The sequence below is a fragment of the Burkholderia singularis genome (genome assembly GCF_900176645.1).
GTDB lineage: Bacteria > Pseudomonadota > Gammaproteobacteria > Burkholderiales > Burkholderiaceae > Burkholderia > Burkholderia singularis.
On the sequence record NZ_FXAN01000112.1, the window covers coordinates 1 to 23,853 of the forward strand.

A 23,853-nucleotide genomic window follows, 5' to 3' on the forward strand; every position below is an offset into this window, starting at 1 on the left:
CGGCAGGCGCACGCCGGCCATATCGGCGAGCGTCGTTGTATTGCCGGCCGCGACCACCGCGACCTTTTTCGCGTTGATGAAGCCCTTCACGGTATCGACACCCGTGACCGCACCGCCTTGGCGGCGAATGCCCGTCACCTGACAGTTCTGAATGATGTCGACGCCCGCGCGATCGGCCCCGCGGGCGAAGCCCCATGCAAGCGCGTCGTGCCGCGCGACGCCGCCGCGCCGCTGGATCGACGCGCCGAGCACCGGATAGCGGCTGTTCAGATTGATCGTCGGCTCGATCGCCTTGATCTGCTCGGGCGTCAGGAACTCCGCATCGACGCCGTTGAGCCGGTTCGCGTTCACGCGGCGCTGCGTGTCGCGCACGTCCTGCAGCGTGTGTGCGAGATTCATCACGCCGCGCTGGCTGAACATCACGTTGTAGTTCAGATCCTGCGCGAGCCCTTCCCACAGCTTCATCGCCTTTTCGTACAGCGCGGCCGATTCGTCCCACAGATAATTCGAGCGGACGATCGTCGTGTTGCGCGCGGTATTGCCGCCGCCGATCCAGCCCTTCTCGAGCACCGCGACGTTGGTCACGCCGTGCTCCTTGGCGAGGTAATACGCGGTCGCGAGCCCGTGCCCGCCGCCGCCGACGATCACGACGTCGTATTCGCGCCTGGGCTCTGGGCTCTGCCATTGGCGCTCCCAGTTTTCGTGGTACGACAGACCGTTGCGAAACAGGCTGAATATCGAATAGCGGCTCATATGGATCAACCCTTCGTTAGCATTCGATGACGTTCACGGCAAGCCCGCCGCGCGACGTCTCCTTGTATTTCGTCTTCATGTCGGCGCCCGTCTCGCGCATCGTCTTGATCACCGAATCGAGCGATACGTAGTGCTGACCGTCCCCCTTCAGCGCGATCCGCGACGCGTTCAGCGCCTTGATCGCGCCCATCGCGTTGCGCTCGATGCACGGAATCTGCACGAGACCGCCGACGGGATCGCAAGTCATTCCTAGGTTGTGCTCCATGCCGATCTCGGCCGCGTTCTCGACCTGGCCCGGCGTGCCGCCCATGACCGCGGCAAGCGCGGCCGCGGCCATCGAGCACGCGACGCCGACCTCGCCCTGGCAGCCGACTTCCGCGCCCGAGATCGATGCGGTTTCCTTGTAGATGATCCCGATCGCGGCGGCCGTCAACAGAAAATCGACGATGCCCTGCTCGTTCGAACCGGGCACGAACTTCACGTAGTAATGCAGCACGGCAGGAATCACGCCCGCCGCGCCGTTGGTCGGCGCGGTGACCACCCGGCCGCCCGCCGCGTTCTCCTCATTGACGGCCATCGCATACAGATTGACCCAATCGAGCATCGACAGCGGATCGCGCAGCGATTCCTCCGATCGCTCACGCAACCGCGCATGCAGCTCGGCTGCGCGACGCTTCACGCGCATCGGCCCCGGCAGCTCGCCGCTCGCCTTGCAGCCACGCTCGACGCACGCAGCCATCGCCCGCCAGATTGCGACGAGACCCGCACGCACCTCTTCGGGCGGCCGCAGCGCGCATTCGTTGCGAAACGTCAGCGCCGCGATCGACAGCCCGCTGTCGCGGCACGCGCGCATCAGATCGTCGCCCGTGCGAAACGGATACGGCACGTCGGCCCCCGCGCGCGCACCGTTGACGCGATCGCCGTCGCGATTGACAACGAAACCGCCGCCCACCGAGTAATACTCTTTCTCGACGAGAAGCTGCCCCTGCTCGTCGAACGCCTGAAACCGCATCCCGTTCGGATGCACGACGCCCGAACCTGTCATCAGCTTGCGATAGAACCCGAGATCGTCCTTCTCGTCGAAGCGCACCGGATGCTTGCCGAGCAGCGCAAGCGACTTCCGGGAACGGATCTCGGCCAAGCGCGGCGCGATCAGATCGGGGTCGATACGGTCGGGCAGATGCCCTTCGAGACCGAGCAGCACCGCCTTGTCGGTGCCATGCCCCTTGCCAGTCGCGCCGAGCGAGCCATACAGCTCCACCCGCACGCGCCGCACGAACGCAAGCAGGTTCGCATCCTCGACATGCGACGCGAAACGGCATGCGGCGATCATCGGTCCGACCGTATGCGAACTCGACGGACCGATGCCGATCTTGAACAGATCGAAGACGCTGACATTCATTCGGCCATCCTTGCGTGACGACGCAATGTGAAATTGACGTTGGGTGTCAGTACACCAAAGCGTAAAATTGGCCGATAGAACAAAAACGGCATCGGCGTGGGACGCCGCCGCCAAGCGCCGCGCCCGCCGGCCGGGCGATGCGTTTCGGCGATGATTCGCGGCGAAAAAACACAAGTCCCGCCCGAGCCGATCGGCGACGCTCGCGATAGGGTCCCGGATGCGCTCCGCGTCCTGGACCATTCACCGGCCCGCCGCGAACCATCCGCAACCGGTGCGCCTGCGGCGCCATGCTGCGCTGCCGCATCAGCTAAACGATTCAGCCCAAGACTGCCACGATGACCGCCGACGCATCCGCCCCGCCCCCTGCAGCCGCGACCGACGCCAAGCCGCGCCTGCGCTTCGGCATCGTGCTGCTGCCGAATTTCACGTTGACCGCGTTCTCCGGCTTCGTCGACATGCTGCGCCTGTCGGCTGACGACGGCGACCACAGCAAGCCGGTGCGCTGCTCATGGACGGTGATCGGCGACACGCTCGCGCCTGTGCGCGCGAGTTGCGGGATCCAGGTGACGCCATGGCAAACGTTCGACGACGCGGGCACGTTCGACTACGTCGTCGTCGTGGGCGGGCTGCTGCATTCCGGGCCGCAAGCGGGCCAGCCGGTGCTGCAATTCATTCACCGCGCCACGCAACGCGGCGCGCATCTCGTGGGCATTTGCACCGGCGCGTTCGCGCTGATGCGGGCAGGCGTGCTCGACGGACACAGAGTCTGCGTGAGTTGGTTCCATTATTGGGATTTCGTCGAGCGCTTCCCGGACATCGACCCCGATCTGCTGATCGCCGACAGGCTGTTCGTGATCGACCGGCGGCGCATCACCTGCTCGGGCGGACGCGCGTCGATCGACGTTGCCGCCGCGATCCTGCTGCGCCACTTCGATCACGCGACCGTACAAAAAGCGCTCCGTATCCTGCTCGTCGGCGAGATGCAGAAAGGCAACGCGCCGCAACCGCACCCGCCCGGCCTCGCGCCTGCGACGCATCCGAAAATCAAGCGCGCGATCCTGCTGATGGAGCAGCATGTCGGCCGTGCGCTGCCGCTCGACGAACTGGCATGCAAGCTCGACCTGTCGACACGGCAGCTCGAGCGGCTGTTCAAGGCGGAAACGGGCAAGACCCCGCAGGCGTTCGCCAAGCAGGTGCGGCTGCGCACCGCCGCGTGGCTGCTGACGAGTTCGGACCGCACCGTCGCCGACATCGCGTCGAGTTGCGGATTCTCCGACGCGTCTCACCTCGGCCGGGAATTCCGCAAGCAGTTCGGCGAACCGCCCGCGGCTTACCGGGATAAAGGCGTTGCCCTTGCAGGCGACGCGAGCGCAACGGCCCACGTCGCGCACGACGCCAACGCGCGCCCCTGCGCGCTCGCTCAATAGCCGGGCATCCGGCGATTGACGATAGCGCCAGGCCCGTTGTCGTTACCTCGCCAGAGCGCCGGCGTTCACTTCCATTCATGCCGAATAGTTGCCTGCCAGATAAAATGGTCTGAAAAAGCCGCGCGATCAAGTTAGCCTCTGCGGCGCCGTCATACTGAAGGTATGTACAGGAACCGGCGTCGGCGCATTGCCGGCAGATCGCGGATCGCTACGCGCGCCCACGCGTTGCGCGTCACATGACGTATGACGCGCGACGCATCGTCCAATCGACGTCTAAACCTCATCACGCTGCCATGCCACGCTTTGCCGCCAATCTGACGATGATGTACCACGAGCACGCGTTCGTCGAACGCTTTGCCGCCGCCGCGCGCGACGGCTTCCGGGCAGTCGAATACCTGTTTCCCTATGACTTTCCTGCCGTCGAACTCAAAGCCCGGCTCGACGGGAACGGCCTGACTCAAGCACTCTTCAACGCGCCCGCCGGCAACTGGGCCGCGGGCGAACGCGGGATCGCGTCGCTGCCGGGCCGCGAAGACGAATTCAAGTGCTCGATCGACACGGCGCTCGCCTACGCCCGCGCGATCGGCAACGACAAAATTCATGTGATGGCCGGCGCGATCGCGCCGACGCACGACCGCGCGCGCCACCGCGACACCTATCTGCACAACCTCGCCTACGCGGCCGAAGCGGCGCACGCCGAGCGCGTGACGATCCTGATCGAGCCCATCAATCCGCGCGACATACCCGGCTATTTCCTGACCCGTCAGGAAGAAGCGCAAGCGATCCGCCGCGAGATCGGCGCGCCGAATCTCGAAGTGCAATTCGATTGCTATCACTGCCAGATTGTCGAAGGCGATCTGGCGACGGCACTCAAACGCGACATCGCGACCATCGGCCACATTCAGATAGCCGGCGTGCCGGAGCGGCACGAGCCCGACATCGGCGAGATCCATTATCCGTACCTGTTCGCGTTGATCGATGCACTCGGCTACGACGGTTGGATCGGCTGCGAATACCGGCCGCGAGCCGGCACGTCGGAGGGCTTGGGCTGGCTCAGGCCGTATCTGTGACGCCGGGCATCGGCCAGCGGCGCCTGTCACGACGAACGTCACGCCGGCGGCGATGACGGCTTCGGCGGCTGCGCCGGCAGCTTGCCGAGCGGCGTGCGATGCGCCGCTGGCGTCCTCCAATCAACGATTCCGGCGATGCGAAGAACGGAAAGCGCCGCGCGCACGGCGCCGCGATTCACTGCATACCGAAATAGTGCTTGACGGCCGGCACCGCCGGCTTGCCGTCGAATGTCGTCACGCCGGCCAGCCATTTATCGAGCATTTGCGGATTTGCCTTCAGCCACTCGCCCGCCGCCTTGTTCGGCTCCTCCTTGTTCATGATCGGCACCATCACGTGATTCTCGATCGACGTCGAGAATTGCAGGTTCGATACGAATTTCGCGACGTTCGGGCAACGCGATGCGTAATCGGGCGGCATCGCCGTCAGCACCTTCGCTTCGCCGTAGTTCGGGCCGAATACGTCATCGCCGCCGCTCAGATAATCGATCTTCATTTGCACGTTCATCGGATGCGGTTCCCAGCCGAGAAACACGATCCATTGCTTGTCTCGAATCGCGCGGTTCACTTCGACGAGCATCCCCGCCTCGCTCGATTCAACCAGCTTGAATTTGCCGAGCCCGAACTGGTTGCCGTCGATCATCTTCTTGATCAGCATATTGCCGTCGTTGCCGGGTTCGATGCCGTAGATGCGCCCCCCGAGCTTGTCCGAGAATTTCTGAATATCGGCAAACGACTTCAGGCCGCCTTGATAGACATAATCCGGTACCGCGAGCGTGTATTTCGCCCCCGTCAGGTTCGGCGTGGGCAGCACCTTGATCGTACCCGCCTTCGTAAACGGTGCGATGATCGGGTCCATCGTCGGCGACCAGTAGCCGAGAAACACATCGATCTGCTTGCTCTTGATGCCCGCGAACGTGATCGGCACCGACGCGATCGTCTTAGTCGGCGTGTAACCGAGGCCCGCGAGCATCGTCGAAGCGAGCCCTGTCGTCGCGGCGATGTCGCTCCAGCCGACGTCCGCAAAGCGCACTGTCTTGCAGGCCAGCGGCTCCCCAGCCCGCGCGCCCGCGAACGGCGCAACCGAAATGGCGAACCCGCAAGCCGCCGCGATCCATTGTCGTTTCATTCCTGTTCTCCTCGACTACGACGTCTTCCACATGAAATCCGTGCTTCGCGAATGCGAGGATCGCGCATCGCGCCGCCTATCGCACATCGGCAAACAGCAAGCCCGCCCGTGCGCGGGTTCGCATCCGGCTCAGCCCGCCGCCGGCGCGCGGCGCTCGTGGCTCGGTGCATGACCGAACTGCGCGCGATACGCCTTGCTGAAATGGCATGGCGAATGAAAACCGCAAATCGCCGTCACGCGCGCGATCGATGTGTCGGTGGTGCGCAAAAGATCACGCGCGCGCTTCAAGCGCAGCGTCAGGTAGTAATGCGTCGGCGACACATTCAAATACACCTTGAACATGCGCTGCAGATGCCGTTGCGATAGCTGCACGAGCCGCGCCAGTTCATCCAGCGACAGCGGCTCTTCGATGTTCGACTCCATCAACCGCACGACCTCGATCAGCTCCGCGCGGGAAAAACCCACGCGCGCATCGACTGGAATCGGCTGCGCATCGGTCGCGCCGCGAATCCGCTCGAGGACGAACTGCTCGGAAACCTGCGCGGCAAGCCGCTGCCCGAGCTGCGCGCTGACAAGATTGAGCATCAGATCGAGCGGCGCGGTGCCGCCGGTGCAGGTCAGCCGGTCGCGATCGACGACGAACAGCTCGTCGGCAAAGCTCACTTGCGGAAACTGCGCGTGCAGCGCCGACAGATTCTCCCAATGCACCGAACACCGGTAGCCGTCGAGCAAGCCGCTTGCCATCAACGCATACGCGCCCGTGCAAAAGCCGCCAAGCGGCACGCCACGCCCGGCAAGCGCGACGAGCGCCTCGCACGTCGCGGAGGTGACCACCTCACGAACCCCGATTCCGCCGCAAACAATCAGCGCATCGGGCGGCGCGTCGATGTCGAGCGGTTGCGTCGGCCGCACCGCAATGCCGTTGCTTGCATGCGCCGGCGTGCCGTCGAGCGTAAGCACCGACCAGCGGTAGTGCTGGGCGCGCGCAACATAATTCGCCATCCGCAACACTTCGACCGCACTCGTAAACGCGATCATCGAAAAATTATTCAACGTCAGGAATCCAAAATTCCTGACCGAAGCAAGCGGATCAGTACAGGCATCAAATGCGGCAACGGCGGGGGCGGACGTCACATCGTTCTCCAGCAATCAGGTTGCCTGCGGCCGACCGGCTCGGGCGGCTGCACGCCTGCCTGAGCCGGCCGGTTTGCGACACTCGGAATGACGAAAAACGTCAGGCTTGTGCAATCGACGAGCGCGTGCCGAACAATTGCCTGAGGCCGGAGAGCAACGGGGTTTTCGCCGTGCCCGGCGCGCGGCCGAAACTTTCGGTGATACGGTCGAGAATGATCGCCAACAGCACGACGGACAACCCGCTTTCGAAACCCAGGCCGATGTCCAAACGCTGAATGCTCGCGAGCACGTCGTTACCGAGGCCGCCCGCGCCGACCATCGATGCGATGATCACCATCGACAACGCCATCATGATCGTCTGGTTCACGCCCTGCATGATCGACGGCAGCGCATTCGGAAACTGCACCTTGTAGAGAAGCTGCCACGGCGTGCAACCAAACGCCTGCCCCGCTTCGACGATCTCGCGGTTCACATGGCGAATGCCAAGGCTCGTTAGCCGCACGGCGGGCGGCATTGCGAAAATCACCGTCGACAAGATGCCGGGCACACGGCCCAAGCCAAACAGCATGGCGGCCGGAATCAGATAGACGAATGCGGGCATTGTCTGCATCAGATCGAGAATCGGGCGCACGAGCGCCGCGACCCATTTGCTCTTTGCCGCCCAGATCCCGAGCGGGATGCCTAGCACAAGACTGATGATCGTCGACGACAACGTGAGCCCGAGCGTGACGACCGTCTGATCCCAAAAGCCCGTGCCGACGATGAGGCCGAGCGACAACGCGGTGAACAATGCGAAACGCCAGCCGACACGCCATAGCCCGACGCCGACGAAACCGGCGATCATCGCCCACATCGGCACCGCTTGCAGCGTGTGCTCGACAAACGCGGCGAGCCCTTCGATTGCGCGGCCGATCGAATCGAACGTCTTGGCATCGTGGTCGAGCAGATAGTGAACCGACTGATCTACCCAGCTACCGAGCGGAATGCGTTCAGACATGGGAACCTCGCGAGCGCGTAATGGCCTTCAGCAACACGGTCCGGTCGATCGAACCGCAATAACAGCCGTCATCGTCGACGACGGGCAGCGCGTGCGGATGCGCGACCACCCGCTCGATCACATGCTCGAGCGACGCGTCGCGCGCGATGCTCTCGATCTGATTCACACTGAGCTTCGCGCTGCCCAGCGCATCGCGCGTCACGCAACCGCGCAACTTGCGCGTTTCGTCGAGCACGAATGCGTATTCGGCACTGCCGTTCAGCGTCGCGGCAACATTCGCCGCATCGAGCCTTGAAACGACGGGCACCGCGCCCGTCAGCATCAGGTCGCCGGCCGTCAGATAGCGGCTCGTGTCGATGCCCTCGAAGAACGCGCGCACGTACTCGTCAGCCGGATGCGCGATGATTTCCTGCGGCGTGCCGAGCTGCACGAGCCGGCCGCCTTCCATGATCGCGATCCGGCTGCCGATACGCAGCGCCTCCTCGAGATCGTGCGACACGAACATGATCGTGCGGCGCTGCTCCTTTTGAAGTTGCAGCAGTACGTTCTGCATTTCCTTGCGCTTGAGTGGATCGAGTGCGGAAAACGCTTCGTCCATGATCATCAACGACGGATTGACTGCAAGCGCCCGCGCGAGCCCGACACGCTGCTGCATACCGCCCGACAATTCCGCAGGCAGCTTGTGCGCAAATTGCGCGAGCCCAACTTGCTCGAGCACCGTCATCGCGCGCCGCTCGCGCTCCTTGCGGCGCACCCCGGCAACCTCGAGACCAAACGCGGCATTCGACAACACCGTGCGCTGCGGCATCAGCGCGAACGACTGGAACACCATGCTCATGTCCTTGCGGCGCAGTGCGATCAACTCGGCTCGCGGCACGGCGGCAACATCGCGGCCATCGATCAGCACCTTGCCGGCGCTGGGCTCGACGAGCCGGTTAACGAGCCGGATCAGCGTCGATTTGCCGGAACCCGACAAGCCCATCAGCACGAAAATCTCGCCTTCCTGCACGTCGAATGAGACGTCATGCACACCAACCACCTGGCCCGTGCGTGCGAACACTTCATCTTTCGTCGCGCCCGCGGCAAGCATGTCGAGCGCCTGCCGCGGATTATTTCCAAATACCTTGCACAGACCTTCGACCACGACCTTCGGGGCATCCATTGCAACCGTCTCCTGGTGTAGCGGAAATCAAGCCATCAGAGCGTGCCTACATGGTTGCCAGAAAAAACCCTGTACAGCCGACGAATTACGACAAACGCTTGCGCAAATACGACACGCGCGGCGGCGCCGGTCAAATGCGGCCGGCGTCGGACATGCTGCTTTTGCGCGCCGCGGCAAAAAGCTGACAAGAAAAGCGCACCGCCTCGGCGGCAGCACGGCAGCCGGCACACCGCGCCAAGCACGCTTCATCAAACTTTGTTTGATCTTCATCGGCCATGCCGCGCACACTCGGCCAGCCACGGCCGACACGAAACTCGCCGTTGATACCGCTCCGGTCATTGGGCAAAGCAAAGCGAAGTCTGCCGCCCGGCAGGTACTTACCGACTGCCTCGCAACCGCAATGGCGCGCTCGCGTAGCGGGCGGCTCGACCCGGTGCGGCACCGTGCGTGCCGAAAGCATCTCGCGCGCGAATCGAAACCCAATCGAATACACGCGCGAGATATTCGGTTATCCAAATCGATGGCCGATCCGGCATTGCGAATATCGAATCGCCAACGCGCGAAAAAAAGAGCCCCGCCGACATTCCCACCGGCGGGGCCAACCCATGTTAGAGAAATCTCACGGAGGAGACAGGTGCGATCATATCCATCCGTTGCATGCCCCCCAACCAAGCATTTCTGCTATTCAATTCACGGCGTGCAGCACCGTTCCCCTCCTCAATTAGCATATCGATAGAATGAAAAGTCGTTTCTCCAGCATCGATTACGTCATTAATATGCTGTATCCAGCCTACTTTTAATCAGGCGCCGCACCTACATGGAGCGCACTTTGACTGCATTCGATCCGCATCGTCGGCCGTTCATCGTCGGCATCGGCGGCACTACCCGAGCCGCATCGTCAACCGAGCGCGCGCTCGGCTTCGCCCTGCGCGGCGCGCAAGCAACCGGCGCGCGCACGCGATTGTTCGACGGCCCATTTCTGCATACGCTGCCCCATTACGCGCCGGAGCGGCGCGAACTGACCGATAGCCAGCACGAGCTGATTGACGCTGTCCGCACCGCCGACGCGGTGATCATCGCAACGCCGGGCTACCACGGCGGCGTATCCGGACTCGTGAAAAACGCGCTCGACACGCTCGAGGAATTGCGTGCCGACGAGCGTCCGTACCTGGACGGCCGCGCGGTGGGCTGCATCGTCACCGCATACGGCTGGCAGGCGGCGGGCACCGTGCTGACGTCGCTGCGCTCGATCGTCCACGCGCTGCGCGGCTGGCCGACGCCATTCGGCGCGACGGTCAACACACTCGAAACCCGCTTCGACACAACCGATAACTGCTCCGATCCCAAGGTGGCTTCACAGCTGGAAACCGTCGGTAAGCAAGCTGCCGAATTCGCACTCGCGTTCGCGTTGCACCGCGCGGCCGCCCGCGTCACGGGGGACGATGCGCTCGCGGCGGTGCTCGAAACCACCGCCGGTTGAACACGCGGCGCGCGGGCGCGCCGCCACGCTTGCCTGCCCGTCGGACGCTGATCAGGTGCGCCTAATTGGGTCCGCCGTATTTGCCGTGTCCGCCTTTTAGCGAGCGGATCGGCGCATCGCACCGGAGCGTGTCGCCCCGCCGCGGAATGCGCACCAAGCGCCTATCGGATCGAGAGCCGTCTTCATGACATTCGATCCCGCCGGGTGATTTGCTTACCTATAAAGATTGGTTCACCGTCGCGCGCCGATTGCTTACGCTGCAAGCTCGTTCTCAACTCTCGCGTAAGCCATGAATCGTTCGATCCGCTACAAGGGCTATGAGGTTGCGCCCGCTGCGGCGCGACTGCCGAACGGCCTGTTCGCCGCGAACCTCACCATCGAAAAGGCAAGCGCCCCCGCCCGTGCCTATTCGTTCGACGCCATCGATTTCTTCTTCGACGAAGAGCATGCACTCGCCTATGCGTTCCGCTGGGGACGCCTCTGGGTCGACTCGCACTGTTGAGCCAGACGCCAGCGGCGCTCGGTAAAACGGCTGCCCGCGTGCCACATCGCACACGGACATCGGCTGGGCAAAATACGTGATTTCCGGAGCTATGTAACAATCGCTTACTCCTTACATCACGTTTACCAACCTGGCCATGTCCGACACGCTGCCACAAGAGCAAACGGCGGAACAAGCAGCAGATCACGCAATGCGCAACTGGGTCCATCCAAGCCGCGGCCCGGTGCGAATCGGTTCCGATATGCATAAGCAGATGTTCTGCCGTATGCTGCTCGACACTCACAATCCGTATAAGCCGGCCGTCATCGATTGGCCGCTGCTCGACGCCAATTCGCTGGCAAAACTCACGTCGCTGCCGATCTGGGACATCGCCGTGCAAACCGAAGGCCGCGCGTCGATCCGGGTAGCGACCTTCGCATCGACGGTGGAAAACGACCCGCTGCTGCGCAAGGCGCTCGAGATGGACGGCGCCGAGGAAGCCCGGCACAAGGTCGTGCTGTCCAAGCTCGTCGAGGCATACGGAATCAAGCTCGCGCCCGAGCCGGACTATCCGGCGCCCAAAGATGCCGAGTGGGCGTGGATGGTCACCGGATTCAGCGAATGCATCGACAGTTTCTTCGCGTTCGGACTGTTCCGCTCCGCGCAACGTTCGGGCTACTTTCCACCAGCGCTTGTCGAAACCTTCGAGCCCGTGATCCAGGAAGAAGGCCGCCACATTCTGTTCTTCGTGAACTGGTTCGGCTGGTATTGGCGCAACCTGCCGTGGTGGCGCCGGCCGTGGTTCTTCGCGCGGGTCGCGGCGGTGTGGGCGTTCCTGATCTGGGAGCGAATCGGCATCGCGCGCGGCATCGACGCCGACGGCGTCGCCCGTGATGCGAATTTTCCGGCCAATACCGCAGCCACCGTCGGCGACGCGCTGAATCCGCGCGAACTGATCGAACTTTGTCTCGTCGAGAACGAACGACGGATGGCCGGTTACGACAAACGGCTACTGCGCCCGACAGCCGTCCCCCGGCTCGCGCGGTTAGCGCTGCGTTTATTGCGCAAGTAATCCTCTGCCGGCGCGCCTTCGGCTCCGAACCGGCCGCGCCTTTTTCATATCATTCGCAATACCGATTATCCCGAATATAATTAGGCATCCACCCGATCAATTTTCAATAATCATCCAGTCGCACTCATCACCACCAGACGATTTCAAAAAATTAATTAACAGCATCACAAAAAAAATAAATCGTATATTCCTCCGTATTCATCTCAATAAAGTCATACAAATAGAAGAGGTATTTGTATGAAAATGGCCCCAAACCTTACGAATTTATTGAATTTGAAATTTTCAGTGTGTTTGAAACAACACCGGCATCGAACATAAAAACTCATTCAATCAGTTAGCCAATAAGCAAAAATTTCAATCAAAACATCAATCTACAAAAATGGTAAAAATGACGCCTCTTATTTCCCCATCTTGCCATAACACTTTTTAACATTCTGACGGCCATTTCTTTTTCATTCTTCCAAATTATCAATACTAGAATTCGCTCCCTGATCACAACACGTCAACACGAGATCGACGCAAACGAGAGACGGACGTATTGCGCACTCGTTTTAGGGGAACTTCAGCATGAACCGCTCATACCGATCCATTTGGAACGAAGCGCTCGGCGCGTGGGTTGCTACATCGGAACTTGAATCGGCGCGCGGCAAGCCGAACCAATCTTCCGTCATCGTCACGGCGATCGTGGCACTGCTGGCCGGATTACCCTCGCTCGCGAGCGCCGACGTCTATATTCCCGACGAAATCTCGCCCACCGGAGAACTCACTCACGCGACCTGCTCGTCCGGTAGCGGCACGACAACCGTCGGGCGGACGGCCACGGGCAACACGGATACCTATCCTGTCGACGGCTCGGGTACGTATTCGACCGTCAGCGGCTGCAATTCGAGCGGCAACAATCAGCTTGCGGCAACCGTCTACGGCGTATTCGCACAGGTAACGGGCAACGGCGGCACCGCCACCGGCTTTCTCAGCTCGGCGGCCCTATGGGGAACGGCGGCCGGTCTCGAAGCGAATGCAAGCGGCACGGCCGCGACCGCGGTCGGCTTCGGCAGCATCGCAAGCGCGCTGAATTCCGTCGCGATCGGCGGTGCCGGCGGCAACGGCACGACTGCGCTGTCGGCGGCAAACTCGACGCTCGCCTCCGGTGCGGGATCGATTGCGATCGGCAGCAATGCAACGAAAGGCGCACAAGCGACCGCGCAAGATGCGATTGCGCTCGGCGGACAATCCAGCGCGGCAGCACAATCGGGCGTCGCGATCGGACTCGGTGCGACGGTCGACGCAACGAGCACGAATGGCATTGCAATGGGCAACAGCGCAACGGTGGCTGCGAACAGCACGAACGCGCTCGCGCTGGGCAATCAAACCAACGCGAACGGCACGGGCGCGACCGCGATCGGCACACAGGCGAATGCGAATGCGGCAGGCACGGTAGCAATCGGCCCGTCGAGCGCAGCTTTATACGCGGACAGCGTCGCGATCGGCCAAGGCAGCACAACTGGCTCCAAAGCGCCCACTCTTTCCGGCTACCTGACCGCAACGGCCGCGCCGCAGTCCGAGGTATCGGTTGGCAGTACGACGAATCTGCGCCGCATCACGAACGTTGCCGACGGCGCCGCGCCGCAAGACGCCGCGACGGTCGCGCAATTGAGCACCGGCATGAGGACCACCGCAGCCAACATTGCGAGTCTGTCGACTTCCGCGTCTACCGGAATCAGTACGGCTCAGGCCAGCGTCAACTCCCTTTCCACCGGGCTCGGCACGGCCAGCAGCAATATCGCCTCGCTTTCCAGCGGGCTATCCGCAACCAACGGCAACATTTTTTCGCTGTCCACCGGACTTAGTACAACTAATAATTTACTAACATCTTTATCAATCTCGGCCTCAACCGGGCTCAACACGGCTCGCAGCGAAGTCAATTCGCTTTCCACCGGCCTCGGCACGGCCAACAGCAACATCGCATCGCTTTCCAGTGGGCTCTCTACAACCAACGGCACCGTTTTTTCGTTGTCCACCGGGCTTAGTACAACTAATAATTTATTAACATCGTTATCAACTTCGGCTTCGACGGGAATCAGCACCGCGCAGAGCGGGGTCAACTCGCTTTCCACCGGCCTGTCGGTCGCCAACAGCTCGATGGCGTCTCTTTCGACCTCCGCATCTACCGGCATCGGCTCGTTGTCCACCGGCCTGTCGAGCGTCGCGTCAACTGCCAGCAACCTGGGCAACAGCGCCGCCGCCGCCCTTGGCGGCGGTGCGGCGTACAACGCTGCCACGGGCAAGATCTCCGCGCCATCGTATGTCACGTACAACGATAATGGCACGACCACCGCAAATCACAGCGTTGGCAACGCACTCGACAACATCAATGCAAGGGGCATCAAGTACTTTCACGCCAACTCGGCAGGCACGGACAGCATCGCAACCGGCGTGAACGCCGTCGCCATTGGTATCGGCGCGGTGGCCAGCAGCAATAACTCGGTCGCACTTGGCGCGAATTCCGTGGCAGATGCGGCCGTTCCCGTCGCCAATGCAACGCTCAGATCAATCAAGTTAAGCGCATTCGCCGGCAGCACGCCGATCGGTGTCGTGAGCGTCGGAGCGCCCGGCGCGCCGCGTCAAATCACGAACGTCGCGGCAGGGCAGGTAAGTCCCGCCAGTACCGATGCAATCAACGGCAGCCAGCTCTACTCGGTGGCGTCGCAACTAGGCTCGGCGACGAGTTCGATCTCGTCGCTGTCGACCGGCATCGGATCGCTGTCCACCGGGCTGTCGTCGACCAACAGTTCGGTGGCGTCGCTTTCGACCTCGGCTTCCACCGGGCTTAGCACCACCAATAGTTCGCTCGTTTCGCTTTCGACCTCCGCGTCAACTGGCATCGGTTCGCTGTCCACTGGATTGTCGTCGGCCAGCAGTTCGGTGGCGTCGCTTTCGACCTCGGCTTCCACTGGTATCGGCTCGCTGTCCACCGGGCTGTCAGCAACCAACAGCAATCTCGCGTCGCTGTCCACGTCCACTTCCACCGGCCTCGGCTCTCTGTCGACCGGACTCAGCTCGATCACGTCGAACACGACGAAACTCGGCACCAGTACCGCTGCTGCGCTCGGCGGCGGCGCCTCGTACAACTCTGCAACAGGCGTGATTTCCGCGCCGTCGTACATCACGTACAACAGCGACGGCACGACGAGCATGAATCACAGCGTCGGCAACGCGATCGACAGCATCAACGCAAAAGGCATCAAGTACTTCCATGAGAACTCGACCCAACCCGACAGCATCGCGGCCGGCACGAACAGCGTGGCGATCGGGCCGAACGCGCTCGCCAATATTGCCGACTCGATCGCGATCGGCAACGGCGCGACGACGTCGGCCGCCGTCGCCGTGTCGTCGGTGGCCATCGGGGGATTGACGTTCGGCGGTTTTGCGGGCGGCAACCCGGTCGGCGTGTTCAGCGTCGGCGCACCGGGCGCCGAGCGGCAAATCACGAACGTCGCAGCCGGCAGGATTGCGAAGGTCAGCACGGACGCGGTCAACGGCAGTCAGCTCTATGCAACCAACAACATCGTCTCATCGTTGTCGACAGGGCTGAATACGACGAACAGCAACCTGGCGTCGCTGTCCACGTCGACGTCGACCGCGGTCGGTTCGCTATCCACCGGGCTGTCCGCGACCAACAGCAATCTCGCATCACTGTCCACGTCGACGTCGACGAGCATCGGCTCGCTGTCAACTGGGCTGTCGGCAACCAACAGCAATCTCGCATCGCTGTCCACGTCAACGTCGAGCGGCCTCGGCTCACTGTCGACCAGTCTGTCGAACACCAACACCTCGGTCGCCTCACTATCGACGAGCGTAACGAACATCAATACGCAGATCACATCGCTATCGACGTCGATCACGGAAAACGTGATTCATTCGCTGCCTGCGAGCACCGGCATCGCGGCCGACATGAGCGCGCCGAGCGCTGCGGCGCCCTCCGTCACCGCCGGCTCGAACTCGGTCGCGATCGGCGCGAATTCGAACGATGCGGGCCGCTCGAACGTGGTGTCGGTCGGCAGCGCCGCGCAGCAGCGACAAATCACGAACGTCGCGCCGGGCACCGAAGGCACTGATGCGGTGAACCTGAACCAGTTGAATGCGGTGTCGGCCTCGATGTCGCAATCGCTTTCGAATCAGCAGACGCAGATAGACACGCTCGGCGCGCAGGTCAACCAACAGCAGCAACAGCTCCAGCAAACCGATGCGATGGCACGCCAAGGGATCGCGGCCGTAGCGGCCATGGCGGCGATTCCGCATATGGATCGCGACGCGAATTTCGCGATGGGTGTCGGCTCATCGACGTTCCTCGGTCAGAAGGCGATGGCGCTCGGCATACAGGCGCGGCTTACCGAAAACCTGAAGGCTTCGCTGAATGGCGGTCTCAGCGGCAGTCAGAAAGTGCTCGGCGCGGGCATGCTTTATCAATGGAAGTAACGCGCAGCGGCGAGCGTATTGCGCCGCCGCGTCAAATTGGAGGAAACATGACGATGAAGATCACTTGGACCACGCTCACGTTCGCCGCGCTCGCGGCGGCAGGATGTACTGCGTCGAGTTGGCCGACCTACTCGGTCACGCAGACCCGTCTGCCCGACCATCCACACGCGTACCGCGTCTCCTGTGGCGGCTTGTTCGGAAAAAGCGCAATCTGCACGAATGTCGCCGCGCGCGTCTGCGGCGATCTCCAAGTCAACACGATTGCGGCCGACGCCGCTTACCGCGATAACGGTCAGCATGACGAACCATTGAGCCTCACGTTCGAATGCGTTTCGACGCCGCTCGCCTCGTCGGCGCCGGGTTCATGACCACTGGCCCGTAACCGGCATGGAAACCCGCACGCACAACGCCGGACGCTTCACGCGCGGGCTTCTATGTCACAATCTGGCGCGGGCCGATTTGTTCGGCCCGGCGATCCGGCTCGCGTATCCGGCCCGCTCCAGGCGCATTCCGGTCGGCTTGCGGATCGCGCTCGAGCACGCCAGCCGCGTCGCTCTCATCAGTTGCGCATCGACCCGTCGGGCCACCGATGAGGTTCGATGCTGAAAACGGATATAGCCGGTGATCGATCAAGCATCCTCATCGTCCGCCAGACGGCGCGAAAAACGCCCGGCTGTCGGCATCTCGCTGTTTGCCCGTGACGGTCAGGCCATCTGGGAAAGCGGCATCCATCAAAACATTGCGTTTCTCGCGATGCTGCTCAAGCAATCGGACGCAATCGGCCCGGTTTACTTTCTAAATGGCGGCGACGCGAGCAAGCTGCCCGACGGGCTCGATTTCGGCGGCCTCGATATTGCGCTCGTCAATCCGCGCGACGTCACGCACGAACTCGATGTCGTGATCGAGATGGGCGCGCAGCTCGATGTCGGCTGGCTCAACCATATGCGCGCGCTCGGCAAGAAACTTGTCGCATTCTTTGTCGGCCATACTTATGCGGGACTGTGCGAGGCGTCGCTCTTCGGGCTGCCGTCGAGCCATGTATTCAACGGCGCACGCTTCGATGAAGCGTGGGTACTGCAAAAATCGGAGAAGACGTGCGCGCCGCTGCTACGCACCTCATTGCGCACTCCCGTCCATACGATGCCGCACATCTGGTCTTCGTATTTCATCGAGCGCCGCAACGCGCAACTCGCGGCCAAAGGGTTGACCTACGGCTATCGCCCCGGTCCGCGGCCTTGGCGGCTCGCGATCCTCGAGCCGAACATCTCGGTCGTCAAAAGCTGTCATTACCCGATGCTCGCATGCGAGGAGTTTTACCGCGCGCAACCGGATGCGGTCCAGCACATGTTCGTCGTCAACGCCATGCACATGAAGTCGCATCCGAGCTTCGTGCATTTCGCGAACGCGCTCGACCTGGTTCGCGATCACAAGGCCACGTTCGAACCGCGGATCGACCTGCCGTCGTTCCTGTCGTCGCATGCGGATGCCGTCGTGTCTCATCATTGGGAAAATTCGCAGAATTATCTGTACTACGACGTGTTGTACGGCGGTTATCCGCTGATCCACAATTCGCCGCTGCTCAACGGCGCCGGCTACTATTACCCGGATTTCGACTCGGCGGCCGGCGGCCGCGCGCTCGCCAGCGCATGGCAACATCACGATGCGCAGCTCGATGCGTATCGTGCCGCCGCCAACGCGTTGCTGCGCGATGTCGCGATCGACAATCCGTGCAACGTCGATGCGTTCGTGATGCGTCTGATTGCAAAAGCTTGAATCCCGGAGAAAAGCATGTCCGAATCCACCGCTCGCGGCGTGCGTGACGGCAGCAAGCGTGTCGTCGTCGGCGTATCGCTGTTCGTTCGCGGCGCGGGCCAATCGCTATGGGAAAACGGCATCTTCCAGAACTGCCTGCTGCTGGTGCTGCTGTTGCGTCAGTCGCCGCTCGTCGCCGAAGCAGTGCTCGTCAACGGTGGCGGCGGCAATGCGGCCGATCCTCAGATGATGCTCGACGAATGGAACGTACCGCTGTGGTCGATGGACGAAGCGCTCGCCCGCTGCGACGTGCTGATCGAGATGAGCGCACAGTTCGACGCGAGCTGGATCGCACATTTCCGTGCAAGCGGCGGCAAGGTGGTCACGATGCGGGTCGGCAACGATTATGTGATCGACATCGAGCGAGCGATGTTCGACAAGCCGCCCGGCTTCCTGTTCTCGGGCGCGGCCTACGACGGCGTTTGGACGATTCCCGAATTCGAGCGCTCGTGCCGGCACTATCTCGAGACAGGATTGCGCTCGCCCGTCACGATCGTCGCGCACATCTGGCATCCGATGCTGTTCGACAAGGCCTGTGCAACGCTCGCCCCGCACCTCGAATTCGGCTATCAACCCGGTAAGCCGCGCTGGCGCGTCGCGATCTTCGAGCCGAACATCTGCATGGTGAAGGCCAGCATGATCCCGATGCTGATCGTTGAAGAAGCGTATCGCATGCAGCCGTCGTTTCTCGAAAACGCGCGCGTGTGCAACACGCTGCATATGAAAGAACACGCGACGTTCGTGAAATTCGCGACGAACCTCGATATCGTCGCGCATGGCCTCACGACGTTCGAAGGACGCTTCGCGGTGTATGAGTTCATGGCCGCGTATGGCGACGCGGTGGTTTCGCACACGTGGGAGAACGCGCAAAATTACCTGTACTACGAGCTGTTGTACGGCGGCTATCCGCTGATCCACAATTCGCCGTTTCTCGGCAAATGCGGCTACTACTACCCGGATTTCAACTGCCAGCATGGCGGTCGCGCGCTCATCGACGCGTTCCGCAACCACGATGCGCATCTCGATGCGTACCGGGAAAACGCGCGGGCATTGCTCGACTCGGTCAGCATTTACAACGCCGGCAACATCGCCGCCTATACCGACGCACTTGTCGCGCTATATCGATAAACGCGGCGCGCGGCCATGCATCGCATGGCGCGGCATGACGGGGCGTGACGCGGCAAACGCAGGCGTCCGCCGGCCATTGCCGCATCAGCGGTTTCTGTCGTTGATGAGATTCGCGAGCAGCGTGTCGTATTCGGCAACGAGCGCCGGGCTCTTCGACGTGTAGCGCCGCAGGATCGCCCGCTGCCGCGCCGTATAGCCTTCCCAGTCGTCGTCGTGCTCGCGCAGCGCGCGCAGCAGCGCGTCGACGCCCGCGGATACGTCGTTGCCCGAATAGTAATAGCCGAGATCGGGCGCGAGGCTCGCGTTATGGACAAGCGGATAGCCCTGCCAACAAACGTCGAAGTAGAAGTAGTTCAGCGGGTTTTCCCACTGGTGCGACACGACGACATCGGAGTACTCGGCGAGAAACGTGGGCGTGTCGTAGCGCCCGACGAAACTCGCCTTGCTCGCGCGCACGATCTCCAGATAGTTCATCAGCATCGTGAATTCCGGGCTCTCGCGCGCGAGACGATCGGCGTTCGTCACATGCGTAAATGCGATCGCATCGGGATCGTGGCGATACACCTCGTCGATGATGAGCAGCGGATAGATGCAGCACTTGACCACGTCGAAGTTCGGCTCCATCACCGTCAGCCGCTTCGCCCGCTTGCCGCTCGGCTGGTATTCGCCATGCCCTGCCAGAAGCCGCGTGCGCTCGCCGAGAAACATCGGATCCCAAACGAACGGCACGACGCGTGCCGGACAACGCCGCAGCGACTGCAAAAACGGCAACGACGACTGCGCGATTTGCGGAATCGCCCAAATCTCGTCGTAACCGCGATTGATAAAGAGTGACTCCCACATTCGGCGGCCGAATAAAATCGATTCGACCGCGTTAATATATTCGACACCACAGCAATAACTGACGATTTTCACGCCGCGCGCTTTCAAATACGCAGTCTGCTCGCCGTCGATCTGGCCACCAAGCTCGATTAGTACATCGAGCGAATCCTTCATTTCGGAAAACGAACGGGTGCCGAAAATCCGGCGGTCCCATGGCAGCGCATCGGTGAGCGGAACATCAGTAGTATTGACGAGTGTCACGCGATAACCGCGCGACGATTTCATCAACAATTTCGCTAAAAACAGCGCATTTTGCTTGATGCCGTTGATCCACAGGCTCTCATTCGGCTCGCGCAGGCCGATGGTGATGCCAATACGCAAGCCATTTAAATCGACAGGGGGTGTCATCGCATGCCGGAGGCAAGGGAAAGTTCGCAGTGTAGCGCGCCGCCCGCCTGTTGCGTTTTAAGTTCTACCGCCCGCGTCGCGCGCCCCCATAAATGAGTCTAGCGGACATCAAATAATCGGACTGTCAGATATCGTTAAGGTTTGGCGTCGTCCGGCTGTCACTCTTTGCTCAAAATCAACAACTGCGCACCGTCCGCAACCTGATCGCCGACCGCGTACAACACTTCGCCGACGACGCCTGCCGCCGGCGCGCCGATCGTGTGCTCCATTTTCATCGCTTCCATCACGATCAGCGGATCGCCCTGCTCGACCTTCTGCCCTGGCTCGACGAGCACCGCAATCACCTTGCCCGGCATCGGCGCGGTGAGGCGGCCCTCGCCCTCGGTCGAATCGGCCGCGTGCTCGAGCAGATTGCGCCATTCGAACGCGCATGCAACGCCCTGGCAGAACACATGGAACGTGTCGCCGTCGACATACACGCGCCCGCCCGTGCGCACGCCACCGAACATCACGTCGAAATCAAGCGGGCCGGCACCGCGCGTCCAAACGAACGGCCGGGCAACGCCATCGATCTGCAGCGTTTGCTCGCCATGGTCCTGCGCGTGGCGGACCGTGAGCGCCACGTCGTCAGCGAGTGCGCGCCACTCGAGCGTGCGCGCATAGCTGCCGTTGAGCCGCCAGTTCGACAACGCGCTCCACGGCGACACGATCTCGCCGCACCGCGCCGCATCCTGCTCGCGCGCGAATAGCGCCGCGCAGGCCAGCGCGAGCGCGGCAGCGGGCGCATCGCGCGGCGCGAGCAGCGCGTCGCGATGACGCTCGATCAGTCCCGTGTCGAGATCCGCGTCGGCAAACGGCCGGCTCTCGACGATGCGTTGCAGGAATGCCGCATTCGTCTGCAAGCCGACGACTTCGCATTCGCGCAGCGCGCGCACGAGCGTTGCCAACGCCTGCGCACGGGTTTCGCCGTGCGCGATCAGTTTCGCGATCATCGGATCGTAAAACGGTGTGATCGCATCGCCCTCGCGCACGCCGCTGTCGATGCGCACGGCCGCGCCGAGCGCGAATTCCACGCCCTCCGGCAGCCGCAGATGCTTGAGCGTGCCGGTCGACGGCAGGAAGCCGCGCACGGGATTCTCCGCATAGAGCCGCGCCTCGACCGCGTGCCCGCGCACGCGCAACTGCGATTGCTGCAACGGCAGCGGCTCGCCCGCCGCGACGCGCAGCTGCCATTCGACGAGATCGAGCCCCGTGACCATTTCGGTCACCGGATGCTCGACCTGCAGCCGCGTGTTCATCTCCATGAAGTAGAACGTATCGCCCGTCATGATGAATTCGACGGTGCCCGCGCCGACATAGCCGACCGCACGCGCGGCCGCGACCGCCGCCGCGCCCATCGCCTGCCGGACGTTGTCCGGCAGGCCCGGTGCGGGCGCCTCCTCGAGCACCTTCTGGTGACGGCGCTGCACCGAACAATCGCGATCGAACAGATAAACCGCATTGCCGAACGTATCGCCGAATACCTGCACCTCGACGTGGCGCGGGCGTTGCAAATATTTTTCGATCAGCACGCGATCGTTGCCGAAGCTCGCGGCCGCTTCGCGCTGGCACGACACGAGCGCCGCAGCAAAATCCTCCGCGCGCTCCACCACCCGCATGCCCTTGCCGCCGCCGCCCGCGCTCGCCTTCAGCAGCACCGGATAGCCGATCCGGTCTGCTTCGCGCCGCAACAAATCGGCTGCCTGGTCGTCGCCGTGATAGCCGGGCACGAGCGGCACCGCCGCGGCCTGCATCAGCGCCTTCGCGGCGGCTTTCGAACCCATCGCCGCGATCGCGTCGATGGGCGGGCCGATGAACACGATCCCCGCCTCGGCGCACGCACGCGCGAATTCCTCGTTCTCCGACAGGAAGCCATAGCCCGGATGAATCGCCTGCGCGCCGGTCGCCCGGGCGGCATCGACGATGCGCGCGATTTGCAGATAACTGTCAGCCGCGGCCGCGGCGCCGATATGCACGGCTTCATCGCACGCGGCGACGTGCTTCGCGTTCACGTCGGCATCCGAATAAACCGCGACGCTGGCAATGCCGAGACGTTTGCAGGTTGCGGCCACCCGGCACGCGATTTCTCCGCGGTTGGCGATCAGGATCTTGTCGAACATGGCGGCTCTGGGAATGGGTGAAAGTAACGGGTTCGGTTGACAGCAGGCTGGCGCTGGCCTATCCGGCGGCGCGCGGCATCCGATGCCGGACAAACTCGGACATCGGGCGCCCGGCATGCGCCGCGCCTGCGGCGGCGCGTTGCCTTGGCGGCCGGTTCACGTGCGCCACGCGGGCGCGCGCTTTTCGAGAAACGACGCGATGCCTTCGCGCGCCTCCGCGCCGGCGCGGGTGCACGCGATACGCTCGGCGGTATCGTCGATCAGCGCCGCATCCAGCGGACGCCCCGCCACGTCGCGCACCAGCGTCTTGCACGCGCGCACCGCCTGCGGCCCGTTCGCGCACAGCGCATCGGCAAGCTTGGCGACCGTCTCGTCGAGCGCGCTGCCCGGCACGCGCTCGTGGACGAAACCGAGCTGCTCGGCTTTCGCGCAATCGAACACCTCCGCGGTCGCAAAATAACGGCGTGCGGCGCGCTCGCCGATTGCACGCACCACGTATGGCGCGATCGTCGCCGGAATCAGCCCGAGACGCGCTTCCGACAGGCAGAATTTCACGCCGTCGGCCGCGACCGCGATATCGGACGCGGCGACGAGGCCGACTCCGCCCGCATAGGCGTCGCCGTGCACCCGAGCGATCACGGGCTTCGCGCAGCGGTAAATCGCATCGAGCATCCGCGCGAGCTTGCGCGCATCCGCGCGGTTCTCGTCGTCGGAGAAGCCCGCCATCTTCTTCATCCAGTTCAGATCGGCGCCCGCGCAAAACGCCGGCCCGCGCGACGCGAGCACCACCGCGCGCACGCCTTCGTGCGCATCGAGCCATTCGAACGCGGTCGTCAGCTCGGCGATCATCATCTCGTTGAACGCGTTGCGCACGTCGGGACGCGCGAGCGTGACGGTCGCGACGCGGCCGTCTTCGGTCACTTCGATCGTTTCGTAGCGCATGA

19 protein-coding genes and 1 pseudogene are annotated in these 23,853 nt (G+C 62.8%); 10 read left to right on the top strand and 10 right to left on the bottom strand.

The window, feature by feature from the left end; all coding sequences use genetic code 11:
* Both BSIN_RS23055 and BSIN_RS23060 read right to left on the bottom strand, forming a co-directional pair.
* On the bottom strand, nt 1–753 hold a 753-nt coding region (locus tag BSIN_RS23055; protein WP_143757528.1), incomplete at its 3' end, for an FAD-dependent oxidoreductase.
* A gap of 16 nt (nt 754–769) precedes the next feature.
* A complete protein-coding gene (locus BSIN_RS23060) occupies nt 770–2,155 on the bottom strand; it encodes an L-serine ammonia-lyase (RefSeq protein WP_059520213.1) in 1,386 nt (461 codons plus the stop codon).
* Nucleotides 2,156–2,490: 335 nt separating this feature from the next.
* On the opposite strand from BSIN_RS23060, the gene BSIN_RS23065 reads away from it, so the two are divergent.
* Both BSIN_RS23065 and otnI read left to right on the top strand, forming a co-directional pair.
* Nucleotides 2,491–3,582 (top strand): GlxA family transcriptional regulator, encoded by a 1,092-nt coding sequence (locus BSIN_RS23065; protein WP_256583979.1) that lies wholly within the window; start codon nt 2,491–2,493, stop codon nt 3,580–3,582.
* 293 nt (nt 3,583–3,875) lie between these two features.
* The gene (gene otnI, locus BSIN_RS23070; protein ID WP_089342141.1) at nt 3,876–4,652 is read left to right on the top strand and encodes a 2-oxo-tetronate isomerase; all 777 of its coding nucleotides are present in this window, start codon (nt 3,876–3,878) and stop codon (nt 4,650–4,652) included.
* Between the two features lie 175 nt (nt 4,653–4,827).
* Here otnI and BSIN_RS23075 read toward each other — a convergent pair whose 3' ends face one another.
* The 5 genes and pseudogenes from BSIN_RS23075 to BSIN_RS26645 form a co-directional block, all read right to left on the bottom strand.
* Nucleotides 4,828–5,778: a choline ABC transporter substrate-binding protein gene (locus BSIN_RS23075; RefSeq protein ID WP_089342142.1), complete on the bottom strand. Its 951-nt coding sequence runs from the start codon at nt 5,776–5,778 to the stop codon at nt 4,828–4,830.
* Between the two features lie 129 nt (nt 5,779–5,907).
* Entirely contained in the window at nt 5,908–6,912 is a 1,005-nt protein-coding gene (locus tag BSIN_RS23080; protein WP_089342143.1) for a GlxA family transcriptional regulator, read from the bottom strand.
* Between the two features lie 100 nt (nt 6,913–7,012).
* A complete protein-coding gene (choW, locus tag BSIN_RS23085) occupies nt 7,013–7,909 on the bottom strand; it encodes a choline ABC transporter permease subunit (RefSeq protein WP_089342144.1) in 897 nt (298 codons plus the stop codon).
* Nucleotides 7,902–9,191 (bottom strand): annotated as a pseudogene (locus tag BSIN_RS25655) (quaternary amine ABC transporter ATP-binding protein); the annotation flags it as partial. The gene choW and the pseudogene BSIN_RS25655, both read right to left, overlap by 8 nt.
* A gap of 10 nt (nt 9,192–9,201) precedes the next feature.
* The gene (locus BSIN_RS26645; protein ID WP_256583981.1) at nt 9,202–9,531 is read right to left on the bottom strand and encodes a hypothetical protein; all 330 of its coding nucleotides are present in this window, start codon (nt 9,529–9,531) and stop codon (nt 9,202–9,204) included.
* A gap of 357 nt (nt 9,532–9,888) precedes the next feature.
* Here BSIN_RS26645 and BSIN_RS23100 point away from each other — a divergent pair, with 357 nt between their 5' ends.
* The 8 genes from BSIN_RS23100 (at nt 9,889) to BSIN_RS23135 (ending at nt 19,520) form a co-directional block, all read left to right on the top strand.
* Entirely contained in the window at nt 9,889–10,551 is a 663-nt protein-coding gene (locus BSIN_RS23100) for an NADPH-dependent FMN reductase (RefSeq protein WP_082712126.1), read from the top strand.
* A gap of 289 nt (nt 10,552–10,840) precedes the next feature.
* On the top strand, nt 10,841–11,053 hold the full coding sequence (locus BSIN_RS23105) for a DUF6566 family protein (protein ID WP_059520207.1): 213 nt from the start codon (nt 10,841–10,843) through the stop codon (nt 11,051–11,053).
* 136 nt (nt 11,054–11,189) lie between these two features.
* Complete coding sequence (locus tag BSIN_RS23110) at nt 11,190–12,104, top strand: aminomethyltransferase (protein ID WP_089342146.1); 915 nt, start codon at nt 11,190–11,192, stop codon at nt 12,102–12,104.
* Between the two features lie 567 nt (nt 12,105–12,671).
* Entirely contained in the window at nt 12,672–16,580 is a 3,909-nt protein-coding gene (locus BSIN_RS23115; RefSeq protein ID WP_089342147.1) for a YadA-like family protein, read from the top strand.
* Nucleotides 16,581–16,627: 47 nt separating this feature from the next.
* Complete coding sequence (locus BSIN_RS23120) at nt 16,628–16,948, top strand: hypothetical protein (RefSeq protein WP_369828248.1); 321 nt, start codon at nt 16,628–16,630, stop codon at nt 16,946–16,948.
* Between the two features lie 19 nt (nt 16,949–16,967).
* Nucleotides 16,968–17,186, top strand: a complete 219-nt coding sequence (locus BSIN_RS23125; RefSeq protein WP_059520204.1) for a hypothetical protein — start codon at nt 16,968–16,970, stop codon at nt 17,184–17,186.
* Nucleotides 17,187–17,201: 15 nt separating this feature from the next.
* Complete coding sequence (locus tag BSIN_RS23130; protein WP_089342148.1) at nt 17,202–18,353, top strand: DUF2827 domain-containing protein; 1,152 nt, start codon at nt 17,202–17,204, stop codon at nt 18,351–18,353.
* Between the two features lie 15 nt (nt 18,354–18,368).
* The gene (locus BSIN_RS23135; RefSeq protein WP_089342149.1) at nt 18,369–19,520 is read left to right on the top strand and encodes a DUF2827 domain-containing protein; all 1,152 of its coding nucleotides are present in this window, start codon (nt 18,369–18,371) and stop codon (nt 19,518–19,520) included.
* Nucleotides 19,521–19,604: 84 nt separating this feature from the next.
* Here BSIN_RS23135 and BSIN_RS23140 read toward each other — a convergent pair whose 3' ends face one another.
* The 3 genes from BSIN_RS23140 to BSIN_RS23150 all read right to left on the bottom strand — a co-directional run bounded on the left by BSIN_RS23140 (nt 19,605) and on the right by BSIN_RS23150 (nt 23,851).
* The gene (locus tag BSIN_RS23140; RefSeq protein ID WP_059520201.1) at nt 19,605–20,750 is read right to left on the bottom strand and encodes a DUF2827 domain-containing protein; all 1,146 of its coding nucleotides are present in this window, start codon (nt 20,748–20,750) and stop codon (nt 19,605–19,607) included.
* 158 nt (nt 20,751–20,908) lie between these two features.
* Nucleotides 20,909–22,909, bottom strand: a complete 2,001-nt coding sequence (locus BSIN_RS23145; RefSeq protein ID WP_089342150.1) for an acetyl-CoA carboxylase biotin carboxylase subunit — start codon at nt 22,907–22,909, stop codon at nt 20,909–20,911.
* A 156-nt stretch (nt 22,910–23,065) separates the two neighbouring features.
* Nucleotides 23,066–23,851, bottom strand: coding sequence for an enoyl-CoA hydratase/isomerase family protein (locus BSIN_RS23150; RefSeq protein WP_089342157.1), 786 nt, complete (start codon nt 23,849–23,851; stop codon nt 23,066–23,068).
* Nucleotides 23,852–23,853: the final 2 nt, after the last annotated feature.

Coding starts and splice junctions, on each gene's coding strand:
- BSIN_RS23060 (WP_059520213.1), bottom strand. CDS start 2,155: ATGAATGTCAGCGTCTTCGATCTGTTCAAGATCGGCATCGGTCCGTCG.
- BSIN_RS23065 (WP_256583979.1), top strand. CDS start 2,491: ATGACCGCCGACGCATCCGCCCCGCCCCCTGCAGCCGCGACCGACGCC.
- otnI (WP_089342141.1), top strand. CDS start 3,876: ATGCCACGCTTTGCCGCCAATCTGACGATGATGTACCACGAGCACGCG.
- BSIN_RS23075 (WP_089342142.1), bottom strand. CDS start 5,778: ATGAAACGACAATGGATCGCGGCGGCTTGCGGGTTCGCCATTTCGGTT.
- choW (WP_089342144.1), bottom strand. CDS start 7,909: ATGTCTGAACGCATTCCGCTCGGTAGCTGGGTAGATCAGTCGGTTCAC.
- BSIN_RS26645 (WP_256583981.1), bottom strand. CDS start 9,531: ATGCTTTCGGCACGCACGGTGCCGCACCGGGTCGAGCCGCCCGCTACG.
- BSIN_RS23100 (WP_082712126.1), top strand. CDS start 9,889: ATGGAGCGCACTTTGACTGCATTCGATCCGCATCGTCGGCCGTTCATC.
- BSIN_RS23105 (WP_059520207.1), top strand. CDS start 10,841: ATGAATCGTTCGATCCGCTACAAGGGCTATGAGGTTGCGCCCGCTGCG.
- BSIN_RS23110 (WP_089342146.1), top strand. CDS start 11,190: ATGTCCGACACGCTGCCACAAGAGCAAACGGCGGAACAAGCAGCAGAT.
- BSIN_RS23115 (WP_089342147.1), top strand. CDS start 12,672: ATGAACCGCTCATACCGATCCATTTGGAACGAAGCGCTCGGCGCGTGG.
- BSIN_RS23120 (WP_369828248.1), top strand. CDS start 16,628: ATGACGATGAAGATCACTTGGACCACGCTCACGTTCGCCGCGCTCGCG.
- BSIN_RS23125 (WP_059520204.1), top strand. CDS start 16,968: ATGGAAACCCGCACGCACAACGCCGGACGCTTCACGCGCGGGCTTCTA.
- BSIN_RS23135 (WP_089342149.1), top strand. CDS start 18,369: ATGTCCGAATCCACCGCTCGCGGCGTGCGTGACGGCAGCAAGCGTGTC.
- BSIN_RS23140 (WP_059520201.1), bottom strand. CDS start 20,750: ATGACACCCCCTGTCGATTTAAATGGCTTGCGTATTGGCATCACCATC.
- BSIN_RS23145 (WP_089342150.1), bottom strand. CDS start 22,909: ATGTTCGACAAGATCCTGATCGCCAACCGCGGAGAAATCGCGTGCCGG.
- BSIN_RS23150 (WP_089342157.1), bottom strand. CDS start 23,851: ATGCGCTACGAAACGATCGAAGTGACCGAAGACGGCCGCGTCGCGACC.